This window comes from Flavobacterium sp. ACAM 123 (assembly GCF_000264055.1).
GTDB lineage: Bacteria > Bacteroidota > Bacteroidia > Flavobacteriales > Flavobacteriaceae > Flavobacterium.
The window spans coordinates 1-18620 of record NZ_AJXL01000009.1; the positions used below are offsets into that span (position 1 = coordinate 1).

Annotated in this window: 17 protein-coding genes and 1 pseudogene; 10 read left to right on the forward strand and 8 right to left on the reverse strand. The window is 34.5% G+C overall.

The features are described from left to right. Positions 1-329 precede the first annotated feature (329 nt). From A3SG_RS0102570 to A3SG_RS0102590, 5 genes are all read left to right on the forward strand, one after another. Positions 330-1553, forward strand: a complete 1224-nt coding sequence (locus tag A3SG_RS0102570) for a M14 family metallopeptidase (RefSeq protein WP_016988443.1) — start codon at positions 330-332, stop codon at positions 1551-1553. A gap of 65 nt (positions 1554-1618) precedes the next feature. Then, positions 1619-4801, forward strand: coding sequence for a SusC/RagA family TonB-linked outer membrane protein (locus A3SG_RS0102575; protein ID WP_035663288.1), 3183 nt, complete (start codon positions 1619-1621; stop codon positions 4799-4801). Positions 4802-4945: 144 nt separating this feature from the next. Continuing rightward, complete coding sequence (locus A3SG_RS0102580) at positions 4946-6211, forward strand: SusD/RagB family nutrient-binding outer membrane lipoprotein (RefSeq protein WP_016988445.1); 1266 nt, start codon at positions 4946-4948, stop codon at positions 6209-6211. 691 nt (positions 6212-6902) lie between these two features. Next, on the forward strand, positions 6903-8210 hold the full coding sequence (locus A3SG_RS0102585; protein WP_035663291.1) for a M20/M25/M40 family metallo-hydrolase: 1308 nt from the start codon (positions 6903-6905) through the stop codon (positions 8208-8210). A gap of 308 nt (positions 8211-8518) precedes the next feature. Continuing rightward, entirely contained in the window at positions 8519-10717 is a 2199-nt protein-coding gene (locus A3SG_RS0102590) for a penicillin acylase family protein (protein ID WP_016988447.1), read from the forward strand. A gap of 712 nt (positions 10718-11429) precedes the next feature. Here A3SG_RS0102590 and A3SG_RS0102595 read toward each other — a convergent pair. From A3SG_RS0102595 to A3SG_RS0102605, 3 genes are read right to left on the reverse strand one after another with little or no spacing between them, the layout of a single operon-like run. After that, the gene (locus tag A3SG_RS0102595; protein ID WP_035663298.1) at positions 11430-12386 is read right to left on the reverse strand and encodes a type II toxin-antitoxin system HipA family toxin; all 957 of its coding nucleotides are present in this window, start codon (positions 12384-12386) and stop codon (positions 11430-11432) included. Then, complete coding sequence (locus A3SG_RS0102600; protein WP_016988449.1) at positions 12379-12711, reverse strand: HipA N-terminal domain-containing protein; 333 nt, start codon at positions 12709-12711, stop codon at positions 12379-12381. The genes A3SG_RS0102595 and A3SG_RS0102600 overlap by 8 nt, the downstream gene beginning before the upstream one ends. Continuing rightward, a complete protein-coding gene (locus A3SG_RS0102605) occupies positions 12711-12956 on the reverse strand; it encodes a helix-turn-helix domain-containing protein (RefSeq protein WP_016988450.1) in 246 nt (81 codons plus the stop codon). Before A3SG_RS0102605 ends, A3SG_RS0102600 begins: the two co-directional genes overlap by 1 nt. A 304-nt stretch (positions 12957-13260) precedes the next feature. On the opposite strand from A3SG_RS0102605, the pseudogene A3SG_RS18910 reads away from it, so the two are divergent. Both A3SG_RS18910 and A3SG_RS22700 read left to right on the forward strand, forming a co-directional pair. After that, positions 13261-13692: pseudogene (locus tag A3SG_RS18910) on the forward strand (hypothetical protein); the annotation flags it as partial. A 310-nt stretch (positions 13693-14002) separates the two neighbouring features. Beyond that, on the forward strand, positions 14003-14131 hold the full coding sequence (locus A3SG_RS22700; protein ID WP_255347661.1) for a hypothetical protein: 129 nt from the start codon (positions 14003-14005) through the stop codon (positions 14129-14131). A gap of 352 nt (positions 14132-14483) precedes the next feature. Here A3SG_RS22700 and A3SG_RS0102630 read toward each other — a convergent pair whose 3' ends face one another. After that, positions 14484-15776: a type II toxin-antitoxin system HipA family toxin gene (locus A3SG_RS0102630; protein WP_016988455.1), complete on the reverse strand. Its 1293-nt coding sequence runs from the start codon at positions 15774-15776 to the stop codon at positions 14484-14486. Next, positions 15776-16120, reverse strand: coding sequence for a helix-turn-helix domain-containing protein (locus A3SG_RS0102635; protein ID WP_016988456.1), 345 nt, complete (start codon positions 16118-16120; stop codon positions 15776-15778). The genes A3SG_RS0102630 and A3SG_RS0102635 overlap by 1 nt, the downstream gene beginning before the upstream one ends. 333 nt (positions 16121-16453) lie before the next feature. On the opposite strand from A3SG_RS0102635, the gene A3SG_RS22160 reads away from it, so the two are divergent. The 3 genes from A3SG_RS22160 (at position 16454) to A3SG_RS20630 (ending at position 17623) form a co-directional block, all read left to right on the forward strand. Beyond that, positions 16454-16582: a hypothetical protein gene (locus tag A3SG_RS22160; protein WP_016988457.1), complete on the forward strand. Its 129-nt coding sequence runs from the start codon at positions 16454-16456 to the stop codon at positions 16580-16582. A 318-nt stretch (positions 16583-16900) separates the two neighbouring features. After that, complete coding sequence (locus tag A3SG_RS23035; RefSeq protein WP_083832395.1) at positions 16901-17068, forward strand: IS3 family transposase; 168 nt, start codon at positions 16901-16903, stop codon at positions 17066-17068. A gap of 303 nt (positions 17069-17371) precedes the next feature. Continuing rightward, positions 17372-17623 (forward strand): hypothetical protein, encoded by a 252-nt coding sequence (locus tag A3SG_RS20630; protein WP_016988459.1) that lies wholly within the window; start codon positions 17372-17374, stop codon positions 17621-17623. Between the two features lie 127 nt (positions 17624-17750). Here A3SG_RS20630 and A3SG_RS22705 read toward each other — a convergent pair whose 3' ends face one another. From A3SG_RS22705 to A3SG_RS22165, 3 genes are all read right to left on the reverse strand, one after another. Continuing rightward, the gene (locus A3SG_RS22705; protein WP_016988460.1) at positions 17751-17876 is read right to left on the reverse strand and encodes a hypothetical protein; all 126 of its coding nucleotides are present in this window, start codon (positions 17874-17876) and stop codon (positions 17751-17753) included. Then, entirely contained in the window at positions 17873-18058 is a 186-nt protein-coding gene (locus tag A3SG_RS0102660; protein WP_016988461.1) for a hypothetical protein, read from the reverse strand. The genes A3SG_RS22705 and A3SG_RS0102660 overlap by 4 nt, the downstream gene beginning before the upstream one ends. An 88-nt stretch (positions 18059-18146) precedes the next feature. After that, complete coding sequence (locus tag A3SG_RS22165; RefSeq protein ID WP_050979816.1) at positions 18147-18614, reverse strand: helix-turn-helix domain-containing protein; 468 nt, start codon at positions 18612-18614, stop codon at positions 18147-18149. Positions 18615-18620 lie beyond the last annotated feature (6 nt).

Here is an 18620-nt window from a genome sequence, read left to right on the forward strand (position 1 = left end):
TGTAGTACGTTAAGGCTAAAATACTTCCAATAAAAAAAAGGTATCTAGATAAAACGGTAATTTTAAAAAAAAAAAAATNTATATATAGTCAAATTTAGTTATCGATATAAATTTAATTATTTCTCTTGTAGCTTGCCTGAGATTGACCAGAAGTCGTTGCCAATAGTAATAGAGCGTAAGAGACAATTGATTTTGATTAAATACTTATATACAATTCATTATCAGCACAATATTAAATTGGTATGTATTATCTTATAAAATTGGTATGCCCAAAATGACGAAAACTTTCTTTGTTTTACAGCGAGTAGTTTTTACAAATACCAATCGATATGAGAAGAGCCTATTATCAAATATTTAGCAGCATCATAACTATTGTATTCGTTGCAGGGTGTGCTAGTGTAAAACCAGTACCATTTAAAACGGCTGTAGATACGACCTTAAAGCATATTGATTTTCAAAGCAAGCAAACATACCATTTAGATGATCTCGGAATTTATGCCAGTAATGAATTTGATGGAGCCCGTTTAAATAGTTTTGTTAAAAAGAATGATAGTACGGCTTTGGTTTTAGTACAACCGGAAAATATGCCGATCAACAATAGTCCCTATTATGCTTTTAAAACTTGGTCTGACGCTCCAAGATCATTCTATTTTGAATTTAAATATCCAAAAGGGTTTAAACATAGGTATATATCAAAGTTAAAGATCAATAACAAATGGACTGTAATCGACTCTTCGTTTGTATTTAAAAAAGATAGCATTATTACTATTAAATTGAATTTAAGTAAAGCGCCCATTACTGTGGCAGCTCAAGAAATCCAATCATCAATTGATGTAAAAAATTGGTATAGTGAAATTGTAAAAGGTAAAGAAGATTTTGTTAAGGTTAGATCAGCTGGAAAATCTGTTTTAGGGAAGAATTTACCAGTATTAGATCTTTATAGCGGTAGTAAAAAAAATAAAGAGATTATTATATTATTGACGCGCCAACACCCACCTGAGGTCACAGGTTATTATGCATTTCAAAGTTTTTTATCAACTATATTGGCAGATAATGATTTGTCTAAAAGTTTCTTATCTAAATACAGGGTATTGGCTTTTCCTATTTTAAATCCTGACGGAGTAGATTTAGGGCATTGGCGCCATAATGCAGCTGGTGTCGATTTAAATAGAGATTGGTCTGTTTATAATCAACCAGAAATTAGACAAATTACAAGATTTATTGAGAGAAATAAAAAAGGAAGAATCATTTTAGGGTTGGATTTCCACTCTACTTGGCACGATGTTTTTTATACTAACAAAGCTAGAGAAGGAACTACGCTTCCAGGTTTTATTGATGATTGGTTCGCTTCACTGGAAAGAAATATTCCCAATTATAAAGTAAATGAAGAATCAGGAAATAGTGCTAAACCTGTTTCCAAAGGATGGTTTTTGCAGGGGCACAATGCAGTGGGGATTACTTATGAGATTGGAGATGCTACTCCAAAAGAATCTATTGCGCTTTTCGGCAGAATTTCTGCTGAACAAATGATGACTATTTTAATGACAAAATAAATATTAACCAAAACCAAATTACTAACCAAACTCAATTAACATGAATTAAAAAACTATTTTTATGTATGCTGACTATGCTTCTTTCGAGTAGTTATATGTTAGCGCAGCGCTCGGTAAGCGGTATCGTAAGCGACCGTACCGGACCGTTGCCTGGAGCCAGTGTGGCCATAAAAGGTAGCTCTTTGGGAGTTACAACAGATCTTGACGGGAAATTCTCTCTGAATGTCCCTGATAATAAAACTATTTTATCTATTAGCTACATGGGGTATACAACTGTTCAGGTAGCTGTAGGTGATAAATCTACATTCAAAATTACTTTACAAGAGGATTCACAAGCGCTACAGGAGGTTGTAGTAAACGTATTAGGAATCAAAGGAAAGAGAGATAACCTAGCGTCCACTTATTCAGTTATAGATACAAAAACTGTATTAGATTCTAAAGAACCAACATTCATTAATAGTTTAGCTGGAAAAGCCTCTGGGGTATCCATTACGGGTTCAAGTGGGGATCCAGGAGCGGGTTCTAACATTCAGATTAGGGGAGTAAGTTCTATTAATGGTAGTGCACCGTTAATCGTGGTGGATGGTATACCTCTTAATAATAGTAATCTTGAAGGTCTAGCAAGTGCTTCTGATGGAGGAGTTTCACAGCAGTCTAGGTTGAACGATATCAATCCAGATGACATTGCAACTATTCAGGTCTTTAAAGGTGCTTCAGCAGGATCTTTGTATGGATCGCAAGCTTTAGGTGGTGTAATTGTTATTACAACGAAAAGAGGAAAAGCGGGTAAATTAAAGGCATCAGTAAGCTCTTCTGTTTCTATTGATCAAATCAATAGAAGACATGAGTTACAAACTAATTATGGTCAAGGTGGGAATGGTATTTATAGCCCGACTGCTGCAAACTCGTGGGGAGATAAAATAGCAGACAGAACCGGTGGAGCGGATGCAGTAAACACATCAGGAAGATATTTTGAAGCTGCGGATGGGAGTTTATATTATCCTATAATTACTAAAAATTCTAAAGAGGTATTTCGTGACAGTAATTTTGATCAGATTTTTCAAAATGGTTTAGCTCAGGAAACAAGACTCAACTTGTCAGGAGGAACTGACAAAGCAACGTTTTATTTTAGTGCTTCACACCTTGGTCAAGAAGGGATAATCAAACAAAGTAACTATTTCAAAAACACCTTTACATTAGGAAATACGTATAAATTTAATGATTGGCTAGATGCTTCAGCTAAAGTTTCTTATATAGCAAGTTCTTCAAATAGAATACAGCAAGGATCAAATACGGCAGGTATTTACTTAGGTTTGTTAAGGAATCCTGCTGATTTTGACATAAGTGATTATACAGGTACTTATTTTGACGCTCAGGGAAATCCAACACCAATGAGACATAGAAGTTATAGAAGATATTTAGGAGATACTGCAAATCCTACTTATAATAATCCTCTATGGACTATTAATGAGCAAACTAGCCTTACAGAAGTTAATCGTGTATTAGGGTCCTTAAATTTTAATATTAAAGCGACTTCTTGGTTAAACTTTATAGCAAGAGGGGGATTAGATACTTTTAATGATGATAGAACTTATTTTTTCCCGATGTTTTCAGGGGATGGTGCCAATACTGGAAGGTACCAGAATGAAATCTATAAAAACACAGAGATTTCTGCAGAATTAATTTCGATTATGAATTTTAACATATCAAAAGACCTTTCGGCAAATGTAACGGTAGGTAGTGCCATTACAGATAAAGCTAGAAAGCAAATATATGTAGAAGCAATTGATTTTCTTTTCAATAGTAGACTTCAAAATCCATCTGTTGCCTCTAACGTAGACGAACGAGAAAGCAATAGAAGAATAAGAAACGCTCGTTTTTACGGTCAGTCTAGTTTTGACTATAAAGATTTATTAAATTTAAATCTTGGTCTTACTTATGAAGATGCGTCTTCCAGTATTAATTCAATAATTTATCCCAGTATAGAGATAGGCTTGAAATGGCATCAATTACTTAAATTAGAAAATGATGATTTGCTTTCTTTTGCAAAACTTAGATTGACATATGGTGAAGTTGGATTAGCACCTGAGCCACATGGTTTTGAAACAGGGTATGAAAGTGCAACGTATTCGGGGTATTCAGACGGGATATCTTTACCTGCCTTTGGTGGTGGCTTTAGACTGAATGATGATCAAGGAAATCCAAATTTGGATTTTGAGAAAAAGAAAGAATATGAAGCAGGTCTAGATTTTAGATTTTTTAGAGACCGATTGAAGCTTTCTGGGACCTATTACTTTAACGAAACTCGCGATATGTTACTTCCTGTTGCGTTGAATCCATCATCTGGGTTTGATACTTTTTTAGGAAATGTAGCAGCACTTCAAAATAAAGGGTTTGAAGTAGAGTACGATTACAGCTTTATTAAAAAACAGAATTTTTCAGCAAGTATTTACGGTAATTTTTCACAAAATAGAAGTGAGATAACAGATTTAGCGGGGGTAGCTTCGGTAAACTTTACACCGGGTTCATCTATAAAATCCAGTGCTGTTGTAGGACAACCTATAAGCGTATTATTAGGGAGCGCGGCGATGAGAAATGATGATGGTACTTTCGATCTCGATGCTAACGGGTTTCCTCAATTAGACACAACTGGTGATAAAGTTATTGGAGATCCAAATCCGGATTGGACAGGAGCTGTAGGAATGAGACTTAATTACAAAGACTTCTCGTTAAATGTTTTATTTGATACTAGTCAGGGTAATGACATTGCTGAACGTACAAGATATGTTCTTTACGGTTTTGGTACGCATGGTGATGTTGGTAATGAAGTAACGCTAACTCAGGATTTAAAAAACTATAGAGGAGCTGTTATTCCTGCTGGTTCTTCCGTTAGAGGAAATATTGCAGATTACGGCGCAGGTCCTATATTATTAGACGAAAATTGGTATACTACACTTGGAGGAGGATTTGGAGGTTCTGTAATTAATGAATTTGCCATAGCAGATGGAAGTTGGACTCGTTTGAGAGAGCTAGGTTTAAGCTATAATTTGAAAGGAAATTTACTTAAAAAAACGGGTTTAGAATCCGTTAACTTTTCTGCTACTGGAAGAAACTTGTTTTTATGGACAAAAATTAAAGGAATTGATCCTGATGTTAACCAATTTGGTACTGGCGTAGGAAAAGGGATAGATTATTTTACAAATCCAAGCTCAAAATCTTTCGTTTTTGGAATTACTATTAACTATTAAAAAAGAGTAAGATAGAAAAAACATTTTAAAACAATTATATATACCGCACTACTATTTTCTTTTTTAAGTTGCGATAGCTACTTAGATATTAATGAGGATCCTAATGTATCTACAGACGTGCCGCCAGAGTTAGTGTTAAAAAGTATGGAGTTAGCTAATGTCCAAATTCAATCAGGTCATTTAATGCGTATTTCTCAATTTTGGACAGGTCAAATGAAAGGAGTTTTTAATTTATATGGGCGAATTAATGATTATATTATTTCACCTGAAGATTCGAATGATATGTGGGCCTTTATGTATCATGGAATCATGACACAAAATGACATAATACAGTCCAAGTCAGAAGATAATTTGGTAAAGGGAATAGCTAATATTATTGAAGCGCATGGAATTGGGAGTATGGCTTCAATGTTTGGAGATGTACCCTATTCAAAAGTGGGAGTGGAAGCAAAAAGTGCGTTTGATAGTCAAGCTGACGTTTATAAAGCTGCACAAATATTACTTAATGATGCAATTACGCAACTAAGCACTGTTCCATCTGGCAGAAGATACACCAATGATATCTTGTTAGGAGGGAATCCAACGGCTTGGATTCAAGTTGCAAATACTTTAAAAGCTAGATATTTTTTAATGACTAGGGAATACCCAGAAGCTTATAATAGTGCACTTTTAGGAGTTAAGTCAAATAGTAATTCATTAAAGTATGCTGCAGCTTATAGCGCATATGGAACAACAAATGAAAATAGTAACTTATATTTTCTTATTTTATCTGGGAGTAGGTCTGGTGACCTTACCTCAACTGGTTCTTTTATTCAAAATTTATTAAGTAATACCAATTCACTTTCTAGAAACAATGCCAAAACGAATGAAAGTAGAAGACGTGATTTTTTAATTTTGGATCAAGCGGGTATTAAAACCAATAGATTGAGTGCTCAAAAGGCAATGATGCCTCTGGTTACTTTTGAAGAAAACATGTTGATTTTAGCAGAAGCAGGATTTAGAACGACTGGATTTAATGAAGGTCTTACGCGATTAAATGCTTTACGTGCCCATTTAGCAACTGGAATGTCGTTTGCAGGAGATCCGTTACTTCCTATTCTTTATGCGAACTATTTGTCTACTGATTTTGCTGCTGGAGGCATTGAAAATACTGGAGGTATTAATGCAAATAGAGCTTTACTGAGAGAAATTATGGAAGAAAAATATGTGTCTAGTTTTGGAACATTGCTTCCTTTTGATGACTTTAGAAGAATTCGTACTACTGATAATGATATAGCACTACCTATTCCTATTAATGCAGGTACTGCTTATCCTGAAAGGTTTTTAATCGCTCAAGATGAAATTAATGGAAATAATTTTGCACCATCACCAATACCTGGTTTATTTGTTAAAACAGCAGTGAATCAATAATAACTAAGTTTTTTTATACTAGAGGTTGTTTAATTATTTAGTAAACAACCTCTTTTTAATTTAAAATTAATTCAACTATTAAATGCTAATTCCTGATCATTGATTAATTGGTATCAGTAATACACTACTACATAATCACAATTTAAAGTTTTCCTAGCTAGGATTCTCTGTTAATTGAATACTGTAACTTACGCATTAAATGTAATTGTAGAATAATTTGAGTGACTATAGCTGACATTGTATTATAGAAATTAATTTATATCAAACCTACTTGTGTTTTCGTCCGACCGGAGTTTGAGTACTAGGTTCATGGAAATAGTCCATGCTTATTTTTCGACTTAACAGGAATGTAGTACAATGCAGTTGGACTATGTTGAATCTACAATCAGTATTGTTTTTTTAAAGATGGGCTAGTGCAACACTATAATTTAGTGCCCTTTTAAATAGTACTATTTCAAAATGAGATTAACCTTTAACGTAGCTAATCGTTTTTGCTACAATATAATATGGTAATTTGTGTGCGTTAATTTAGAGCGCAGCTAAGTCACTTAGAATTATTTAAAAAGTGTATTTGAACTTATGTCCACACAAGTAATGGTAAATTCTTGAATAACTGGTTTCTAAAGAGTACTATAAATTCAATTGTGAATTCATTAATCAATAACAAGACGTAATAAATAAAAAAGAACCTATGAGAACTAGTAAAATAATTGTGTTGTTTCTAATTATGGCCGCATCAGGTCATATTCAAGCCCAAAAGTTAACAGAAATTGAAAAAGAAGTTATTGCGATCATTGATAAAAATAATGATTATGCCATAAGTCTACTTGAGAAAGTGGTCAATATTAACAGTGGATCTTTAAATGTAAAAGGCGTTAAAAAAGTAGGGGATGTTTTTGCTACTGAGTTTGAGTCTATCGGATTTAAATCGCGTTGGATTGATATGCCAGCAGAACTAAATAGAGCAGGACATTTATTTTGCGAATTAAATACGGGCCAAGTCGATGGGAAAAAATTATTATTAATAGGCCATTTAGATACCGTTTTTGAAGAAGATAGCCCTTTTCAGGAATATAAAAGAGATGGAGATAGGGTGTCTGGTCCTGGTGTTGATGACATGAAAGGGGGTGATCTCATTATTTATGCAGCACTAAAAGCACTACAGGAAGCGGGTGTTTTAAATAATACTCAAATTATTGTTGCCATTACTGGTGATGAGGAAAAAGCCGGATGTCCCATTAGTATAAGTAGAAAAGATTTGGTTGATGCGGCAAAGCGAAGTGATATTGCTTTAGGCTTTGAGGGAGCAACTGGTTTGAATTATGCTACTGTAGCGAGAAGAAGTTCGGGAGGATGGGTACTAAAAACCGAAGGAGTGCAAGCACATTCGTCCGGAATTTTTACGGAAAACGTTGGAGCTGGAGCTATATTTGAGATGTCTCGAATTTTGACTGCCTTTTACAATGAACTTCCAGAAGAATACCTCACCTTCAATCCTTCAACAGTTATTGGAGGAACCGCTGTAAATTTTGATGAAATGCAATCCAAAGGGTATGCGTCTGGTAAAGACAATATTGTTCCTAGAGAGACAATCGTCCATGGTGATATTAGATGCCTTAGTAAAGAACAAATAGAAGCGACGGTAAATAAGATGAAAGCAATAGTATCTTCTAATCATTTACCAAAAACGAATGCAACAATAAGCTTTAATTTGAAATACCCTCCAATGAAACCAACACCTGGCAACTATGAAGTTCTAAAAGTTTTAGATGAAGTTAGTAAGGCGATGGGGCAAGGTGCTGTTGAGGCATATGATCCTGGTAAAAGGGGGGCCGGAGATATTTCTTTTGTTGCTGAATATGTAGACGGTTTAGATGGACTAGGTACAATGGGCGGAGGATCTCACACACCAAAAGAATATATGGATCTAACCCATTTTAAAGATTTAACAAAAAGGGCTGCGCTTTTAATTTATAGACTGATCAATACTACGTCATAATCAGACTAAAAGGGTGACAAAACCTCATTAAAAGGGAGGCCCTATTTATCTAAGATAATTAGTGAATTGGTTTTAGTGAAGCAATAGGAATGTAGAGTTGTTTCTAGTTGTATTAATTTTAAAAAAAAGAGTAGTAGCTGATCAAATGTAAAAGTTTTGTAATGTAGTCAACTACCATGATAGGTTTTGAAAGCAGCAAATCCACATTTCAGACGGTTTTATTTTTTTAGTCATATTAGTAGAGAATGTAAAAGTAGAATTTAGAAAAAAATGAAATTTATATAACTTAAAATAATAACATACATACAATGGAACTTACCGTGAAAAAAACAATTCAGTTATTATTTTTATGCTGTGCTTTACAATCATTTTCTCAAAATACGGACTTAAAAGAGATTACTAGGCTTCAAAAATCAGCTAAAGAAGTTACTATTATTAGGGATAATTGGGGCATTGCACATGTTTATGGTAAAACTGATGCTGACGCTGTTTTTGGGATGCTATATGCCCAATGTGAAGACGATTTTAAACGTGTCGAAATGAATTATATTGAAAAACTGGGGCGCCTCTCGGAAATCAAAGGACCATCGGTTTTGTATAATGATCTAGAAATACGCCTTCTCATTGATGTGGGTGAAGCAAAAGCAGATTACAAAAAAGCAGCTCCTTGGTTGAAAAAACTATTAAGCAGCTATGCTGATGGGATCAACTTTTATTTATATCAACACCCTGAAGTAAAGCCTGCTTTATTAACTCATTTTGAGCCATGGTTTCCTTTGCTTTGGACAGACGGAAGCATCGGGGCCATAAGTACTGCAGATTTAACCACTGGCGAACTAAAATCTTTTTACTCCGGTAATGCAGATAAGGTTTCTTATATTGAGCGGGAAAAAGATATGCAAACGGGATCTAATGGGTTTGCTTTGGCTCCGGCCAAAACCGCTTCAGGAAATGCTATTCTTTACATAAATCCACATACGACTTTTTATTTCAGACCAGAAATACAAATAAGCAGTGAAGAAGGCTTGAATGCATATGGAGCCGTAACTTGGGGGCAATTTTTTATATATCAAGGATTTAATGAAAATTGTGGATGGATGCATACATCCACTAATGTAGATGTAGCAGATATGTATGCCGAAAAAATTGTTACTAAAAACGATAAACTATTCTATGAATACAATTCGAAATTGGTACCTGTTATCGAAAAAAGAATTACCGTTAAATACCTCCAAAAAGGAAAATTAATTCCGAAAGAATTCAAAACTTATTTTACTAATCACGGTCCGATAATGGCTGAAAGGGACGGGAGATGGGTTAGTCTAAAATCTAAGAACCGAAATATGGATGGTCTTGTTCAAAGCTGGGTAAGAACAAAATCTAAAGGGCTTGATGATTACAAAAAAGCAATGGACATAAAAGCTAACGCTTCAAACAACACCGTATTTGCGGATAACAAAGGAAACATTGCCTATTGGCATGGAAACTTTATTCCTATTAGAGATAAAAATCTAAATTGGTCGAAAGTGATTGACGGAACTACATCGGCAACAGAATGGAAAGGCTCGCACGAGGTCTCCGAAACGGTTCATTTGTACAATCCTTCGAATGGTTGGCTACAAAATTGCAATTCCACTCCCTATTCAGTTGCTGGTCCAGAAAGTCCAAAAGAGGAAAACTATTTACCCTACATGGCACCTGATGGAGAAAATTTTAGAGGAATAAATGCAGTTCGTTTATTAAGAAAAGGCGAAAAATATACCTTAGACAAAGTAATTGCTGATGGATATGACATGAAACTCTCCATTTTTGAGGTGTTAATTCCTGCCCTGATTTCCAGTTTTGAAAAAAACATAAAAAAAGGTGATTCCCTTTATGCAGATTTGGCAGGACCAATAGCAGTTTTAAAAAATTGGGATTATTATGCAAATGCGAATTCGGTAGCTACAACTCTGGCTAACGAATGGGCTTTTAAGTTAGATCCTATAATTAGGAAAACGTACAGCGACCAAGGGGAATTAGATCAGGTTGAAAATACTCGAAATTTTGCACAAAATGCTTCTCCAGACCAACTCCTTCCGCAATTACAAATGGTGGTTCAGGAATTAAAAAGTAAATTTGGAATGTGGCAAATTCCTTGGGGCGAAATCAATCGTTTTCAAAGATTGTCAGGAGATATTAATCTTGATTATGATGATGCCATTGCTAGTTTGCCTATAGGTGCCGCTTCTTCTCTTTGGGGCTGCCTACCAGCTTATAAAAGTGTTTATCAAGAAAACACAAAGAAAAGGTATGGTTACAGCGGAAATAGTTTTGTATGTGCGGTAGAATTTGGCGATAGGATCAAAGCCAAGTCTTTATTGGCCGGTGGAAATAGCGGAGATCCTAAATCAAAACACTTTCTTGATCAGGCAGAAATGTATCAAAAAGGGGAATTTAAGGACGTGCTTTTCTACAAAGAAGATGTAGAAAAACATAGCGAACGAACATATCATCCTGGCGAATAAATTCTGACCGAAGTTAAATGAAAATAATTATCGAAAAAAGCACAGAGGTATAATATTCCTGATCAAACTAGAATACTTTGGACTAAACCTAATAAAGCTTCTGGTCCTAAATAAACGATGTAAATTATACGTCAATAATTGTTGGTTTTTTTGGGATAATGATATCACTTGCAATAATATTTTTTAGAAGTGTTTTTTCTTTAAATTTCTTACTAACATTAAATAAGATGTTTAATAGGTGAAATTGATCTTGGACTATTAATGAAGTTTAATGTTTGTGTAATTTAGAGAAGCAGAAATCGCTGAATTTTTAAGAATATCTATTTAATATTTTTGCATTTATATGAAGGGAGAAAGAGAGATATGATAACTCATACTATATTTGGTAAAGTTAAAAATTTGATAAGATTAAATAAAGTTATTAGCCAATAATCAAAGGTGCAACCTGTTCCATTTTTAGGCTTGTGTACTCGTAGGTACCCTATCGACACAAGCTCATTTTGGAGCTTGTTGAGTTCTTTTCTAATGTTTTGTAGCATTCTAATGCTTTGGCGATAACTCTTTCCTGTAATACGTTGTATGTCTTTAGGGTAGATACACAATTTCGTGGTTGCTGCTTTCATACTCTATCTATAGCTTTGATTGGGCTTTGGCTTACTTTAAAATTCTATTATCCAAACTTCTAAGTAAAATTAAACAAAAAAGTGCTTGTTTACTTCGGCTGGAATAAACTGCTGTATCTTTCCTCTAATAGTAGTTTGTATTTTTCTTTGAATGCTTTAGACAGGAATGAATTGTCGATCCACTGCATGGCAATTGGTTTGTTTTTTTGGAATCGTTTTACTATTCCTTTTAGCTGTTTTTCGTTAAGACCAAGGTTTGTTCCTAGTGTTTGGAAATGCTCCCATTTTAGTTTTTTCTTTTTTTCATCGAGAGTTAAGGCTAGTTCTTCGGTGTCTTCCGGGTTTACTATGGCCACGTTCAACAGATCATAGGCTGGAGCCAATGTCCAACTATCCCCTGTATTGATCATCGAGAAGTTCTTCAGGTGCATGTCGTTGTTTCCGGTCAGATAGCTAAAAATACCCAGTTCCAAAAAGTATAGTTTATCCAGTAAGGTGTTGTCTGAGAATTCGTTGATTGCTTTGCCTATTTTTTCCATCGAGCTTTTGTATTTGTCAAAAGCTTCCGTGATTTGGAACATGTCAAGCATGTGGATTTTTTCTCCGGTAGCTGTCCTATCAGTGCGTTTGGTAATATAGGAAAGCTCGCCAGATTGTAGTCGGATCAAGCTTGATTTTACAGTGTTAATACCAAAAGCTTCTGCAATGCGCATCGTTACATGTTCATTTGCGGGCATTTCAAGGAATTGGTCAGATGGCGGTTTGAAAATATAATTCCCGCCCAAAGCACCTACGACGGTAAGACGTCCTTTATTCCCGTCCTGAATCGTGTCATTTACTATTGATAGTGATAATTTGGGTTGTACCCCAGGTACTGCTACGCTGCGCTCCACGACATTTAGCGCTAAGGCGGTCATTTGTTGTAGGGTATGTTCAAATGCAGGTTGGTGTTTTGTTCCAAAAAACGCTAAGCTGCACTGCTCATGAAAATCACCTACAATTGTATCATCCAATATTTGATAACAGTATATGCATTTCTTACTCATTTTCATTTGGTATTGGTTGAACACTGACGGCACCGATACAATTTTGGCAGCAGGCCAAGAGTAATCCCATACGGTCATTGGGATTGATTTTCCAGTTTTTGGATGCGATATCCAGGAGCCAGCCTTCAGGAATTAGTCCTTCAAAAAAGGGGAATAATCGTTTGTCGGTATATATTTTAGGACTTACTGGCATCGTAAACGTAATGAACTGCTTGGGATGTTTCTTTATGTATTGTTTTTCATACTGAAAGATATAGTCTCCTTCATCTGTTTCGGTGAGTATTCCCGCTAAGACGTCTTTATAATGTATTTCTGCCTTTCTCATTATTCTTTCTTTTCATTTTTGCCTGCCTGTCCGGTAGACAGAGATAATTCTCTGGCGTTCACTGGTGCGAGGGTATGGCCGAACATTCGGAGCACTTGATTTACCTTCTCGAGATTTAAATTTTCTTTTCCTTGTTCTATTTTTCGAATAACGGTAAGTGCCACACCAGCTCGTTCCGCAAATGCTTCTTGGGTGAGGTTTACTTCATTTCTTTTTTCTTTTACAAAGTCGGCTAGTGTCATCATGATTATATGCATTTACATCGAATTAGAACAAATATATGAAATTATATGTAAAAGCATATAATTTACTTGCTAAAACACAATCTATATGTAATTGCATATAGAAATTTATAACTCGTAACGAACTCACAAGTATCATTTATGTCGAATTATGTCATCTGTGTCTGATTCTGCCATCTAGTCGCCGAGGTCTTTTTAATGTGATTTAATTGGCTAAAATTTGTATTCAAATCAATTGATAAGTGTTGCAACCGGTTGAAAATTGAAACGATTTTAAAATCAATTATAAACTTAAATTTTAGGAATTATGGCAAGACAGAAAGGCATAATTAAGTTGAAAGGTACTATTGGAGATATTACTTTTTACAAAACGCAGGATGGGCATTTGGCTAGAGAGAAAGGAGGTATTAATGCGAGCAGAATCAAAAATGATCCTGCATTTCAAAGAACGCGCGAGAACGGCAGTGAATTTGGAAGAGCGGGAAAGGCTGGAAAAGTGTTAAGAACGGCTTTGAGAGGGTTGCTTTTAAATTCTGCTGATGGTCGAATAGTAAGTCGGTTAACGCAAGCCATGGTAAAAGTGATCCAAGCCGATACGGTAAGCGTGCGGGGATTACGAAATATAATTGATGGTGAAGCGGAATTGCTTATTGGTTTTGAGTTCAACATCAGAGGGAAATTAGGGACCAGTATGTTTGCACCTTATAATGGGGCTATCGACCGAGCATCTGGAGATATTTAAAAAACATAAATTATTCTTCTTTTACACATAAACTTTTGCACATTTATCTCGACTTTAAAGGAATGTCCGAATTAATTTCTGGTATAATGGGAGAAAACTCATTTGAAATACTTTTGGAGCAAGATTTAGTGTTATTTATTCATAATGTCTGTCCGCTGTCCGCAAAAAAAGTTTCCATATTATCAACAAATGAGCTTTATTAAATATAATTTTGTTCGAGCAAGAATAATATTTGGAAATAATGATTTGACTCCACGATTTTATTAAAAATAACGAATCGGATTTGGTTGGAATAAATTAATTTATCGTGGTAACAATTTCGCTTTTTAATAATGTAATTATGGAAGACAATCCTAAATGCTTCAATTTTTTAGAAAAACTAAAAGACATACAGCCTGAATTACTCGATGTTGTAAAGATGTTTGATACAGATTAGAATAATTCATTAGATTTAAACTTAACTCCTGTTTTTTTAAATTCCGAAAATAATTTGGAAAACTGCTCAATAAATAACAAATTAAAAAGTAAAAATAATTACTGTTAGTGACAGCTAAAGTATCTCTGGGCTTGTAAAGCCAACAATGAACCGGCGGTTGAATCTTCCGAGGTATAAAAGTTGAAACTGAAAGTAAATCTACTCATCCAAGTTGACGCCAACTTCACCCTTATTCACTTATGTGTTCATAGCGCCAACTCTTCTTTATTTGAGCTACCGCCACTATCAGCGAAGAACACCATATTTTTTTCGCTATTTGAGAGTGTCTTTATTACTTTATTTGTAAGCATCGTTACAAAATTAAATGTGAGTTGCCAATTGTTTCTTTAAAATTGGCTTCTACATTGGCTTTTTCGGCAAATTCATACCAATTTGTAACGGTTGCACTAATCTGCTGTATAATAACATTTGCCTTTTTAATATTCATAGTCTTGGCAATACCTAAAAGATCATTTTTTGTAATGTCTTTTCTTTTTCCATTGATACTAAGATTGTGTTGGCTCACCCAATCGCTTTCAGGACGGTAGGCAAAGCAAATATCGTAGGCTGGTGCCAATTCCCATTCTCCTTCTTTTTTTAAGCGAAAAGCGAAGTTTTTGGTATGGTCATCACAATTTCTAGCGATTACATTAAATACCATTCTTCTAAAAAGTTGTTCAGCTTGAGGGTAGGGAAGTCTTAACAAACGCATGGTTTGAAAGAGCTGTTCGTAGCTAAAACTTGTGATTTGACTAAAATCATAATGCTGCACGGCGCACAAGGTTTGTATGTGGTGTTTTTGTTCTCCACCTTCACGGTCAAAGCGCTTGGTCATGAAATGTGCTCTGCCATTCTCCTCCATTAATCGACTTTCCATCATGTCAATATCACAGGCTTTTGCCATGAGATAGTAGGCCATTTCGATTCTGCCATAGCCGGTGCTTTCGCCAAATTGTACATCACTTACTGTATCTAATTTGATTAACCAGTGTTCAAATCCTTTTGGAGCGATTGTTTGTCCAGATTTTACCTGCCCTGTTTTTTCATTGTAGGCGATAATAGCCTTTGGACGAGCACCACCTGCTGAGGTTCCGATCTTAAGAATATCTAACATAGCTTTTTGTTCGTCCTCGCTTAAGTTAGTTTCAAAACCGGCTCTTTTGGAAAGCATTTTTTGAGAAAGGCTAATCAAATTATCTATTTCAATATCAAAAGCTTTTTTATTTATTTTAAGTTGTGAAGGTTCAAACTCCAAAGCTCCCATGCCACGTGTTCCAATGAAACATAGGAGTTCGACGGGGTTCATGCTGTTTTCAGAACGACCGTTTTGTGCTAACCAACTGTTGATTAATTGGTTTCCGTAGTCATCGGGCAGTACATCCGCTAATAAACCAGGCAAGCCTTTAAATGTTTTTACATCCCGTAATTCTGGAAAGGAAAAAATACGCTTGTTACTATTGATTAGTGGCATTTTTAGTGGTGCTAAATCCGATTTAGTACTTATAAACTTTGGGTCGTATTCAAAACTAGCTACACCAGTTTGGTTATTCCATGCTACGGCACCGACTGTTTCTCCCCATATTTTTACAAAAGCTGTTGTTATCATTACCAGTCGGATTGTTTTGTGTTATCAGTACCACTATTTCTAGCACGTTTTCTTTTTTGTTGGTCTTGTTTTGCGAGTTCTATAGGGCTGATTTCCTGTTTAATGGAAAATCCTTCGAACAGGTACAAAACATCTAAAGCTCTCATAATTTGAATTAGTGAAATCATCGTAATAGCTTCACCGTTTTCAATTTGGCCTAACGTCCATCGGTTGATTCCTGCCTCATTAGACAATTGTGCTTGCGTTTTATTAATCTTTAATCGGTGCTGTTTAATGAATTCTCCAATGGTATTCACGATCGCGCTGTCGCTCATTCCTACCCAATTAGTGTTGGTGTTTACCATTTTTAATGATTTAAATTACGCTCAGTGTTGGTACTTACCAGCAAATATAATAAAAAATAATGATTGAAGTTCAATTAAGAAGTGTTTTTATTTGTTGATAAATACCAGCTTAATTATTTAAAATAGCAATTAGTGTTGGTTTTTACAATCTTTTGCGTTATTTTATAGTAGTAAAAAAATAAGGTCTATTATTTTGACTTCATTACTATCTTCATCATAACGGCTAGATTATGTCAATTGGGGATAATTGCTTATTAAAGCCATTAAAACTCTATAGTGGATATACTAATTTAGCATGGAGACTGAGTTTAGAGAAAAACTTACTTTTAACATATGATAACAGTGAGAAAAATTTATGATACTGCTTTTAAGACCAAAGCAGTTGAATTGAGTAATGAAAGATCAAACATTACTGAATTAGTCAGAGAACTAGGCATTGGAGTTGATATGATATACAAATAGCGCAAAGAGTATAAAAAATTTCGTTCAGATAGTTTTCCTAGAAATGGGATTCTCAAACAAACATAAGATCAAAAAATCGTAAGCGATTTAGAAGCAAAACTCAAAGATGCAGAACTCGAACGCGACATATTAAACAAAGTAATAGGTGTTTTTTCCAAGAGCGGTTGATGATATCTGATTTCATAAAAGACAATGAAAAAATATTTCCGATTGAAGAAATGTGTCAGGTTTTAGTGGTACGTTCCAGTGCGTTTTTTAGATGGAAAAAGAAAATTATTTCAAATAGAATTGATAGAATGAACCATATAAAAAGAAAAAATAACTTCAATCTATTTTGAATCCAAACAATGGTATGATAGCCCCAAAAAAACCATTGAATTGCAAAGTTTAGGTTATTCAATTTCAAGAATAACAATAGCAAAATACATGAAACAAATGGGTTTAAGAAGTAAATTGAGTAAGAAATTTAAAGTAACTACTGATTAAAAACATAATTATTTGACAGTTGAAACTGTTTTAAACAGAGAATTTAAACCAACATTACCGTCAAAAGTATGGTTCTCAGACATTAAACATATCCATATAAAAGAAGGATTTTTATACCTAAGTACTGACTATTGTAAAATACCGTATTTTTAAATCAAATAAAATATTTTAATGAGTTGATTTTTAGTTGTTATCCGTTAGATTTGTTTTTTTGACTTTACGACTTTAAAACTTTCGATTTACTTAACAACAGTTATAGATTTATAAGATAGAAAAATAATTGGCTGGAGTTGAAGTAGTACCATGAGTACTCAAGACACTATATTAACGGCTTGGCGACTGGCAACTCATAACAGAGCTGTGCATGCAGGATTAATATTTTATTCCGATAGAGGGACTCAGTACGCTAATAATAAATTTGTAAATGTTCTAAATTCGTGTAAAAAATTACTCAAAGTATGTCCAGAAAAGGCTAACGCTGTAGCAGAAAGTTTCTTTAAATTATTGAAAACCGAATTGATTTATGGTCCCAAGCTCATTACTAAATATAAATAACAAATGAAATTAGAAATCTTTCAGTATATTGAAATTTGGTGTAATAAAAAAAGAAGGCACTTAGCCTTAAACTATAAAAATATTGACGAATTTAGCAATCAATTTAATTACAAAAATGTCACTTAACTTAATCTCCGTTTTTTATTTGCATATCCAATTTTGAATTTGAACCAAAAGCAACTGTAAGTTTTGAAGCAGTCAAATCTTTTTCTAGAAACTTCCTGTCTTTTTCAAACTGCTCTAGTTGTTTCAAGAGAATCCCACAGTATCTTGATTAATATCGTCTATTTCCCTAGTTAGGTGTATAGTTTCATTCTCCAATGTTGCTTTACGAGCTCTCGGTCCTGCTGCTTTAACCCCTTTATCAACGAGAGATTGAGATTCTGTTTTAAATGTTTCAAACTTAGCATTGATTTTTTGAATAAGATCTTTCATGATAGGTTTTTATTAAGTTACGACCTAAAAATAGTAATTTAGTCTTTAGCTCTACTAAATACGCAATAGAATTGGAGCAGTTTATTCTTTATTTTACTACTTTCGCTTCTTCTTTTTTAAGTTCTTCAATAAAATAGGGGGTAGGCATTCCCGTTCTGGTTTTAAATGCAGTCGCAAATCGTTGGGTGGAACTAAACCCACTTTCCTCTGCCAATGCTGTATTTGTATATTGCTGCAGCTGTTTACTATTTTTAAGTGCCTCGACCATAAAATCTATTTTAAGATCATTTATATAGGGTATGAAATTTTTCTTTCGGTAATGGTAGATAACAAGAGAAAGGTATTTTGTATTGGAATTAAAAGTAGTTGCTAACTTTGCTAAGGTGATGTCTTTCTCTAGGAATTTCTTTGCCTTTTCCCATTTAGCAAGTTGGGTTACTAATTCGCTAACTGCCAAGGAATTCATGTCTTCGATACCAGCGTGTAACGTTTTACTGTATTCTTTTTTCCCCTGTGGATCTTTACTCATCACTGCGTCGTATTTTTTTTTGTACATACTTTT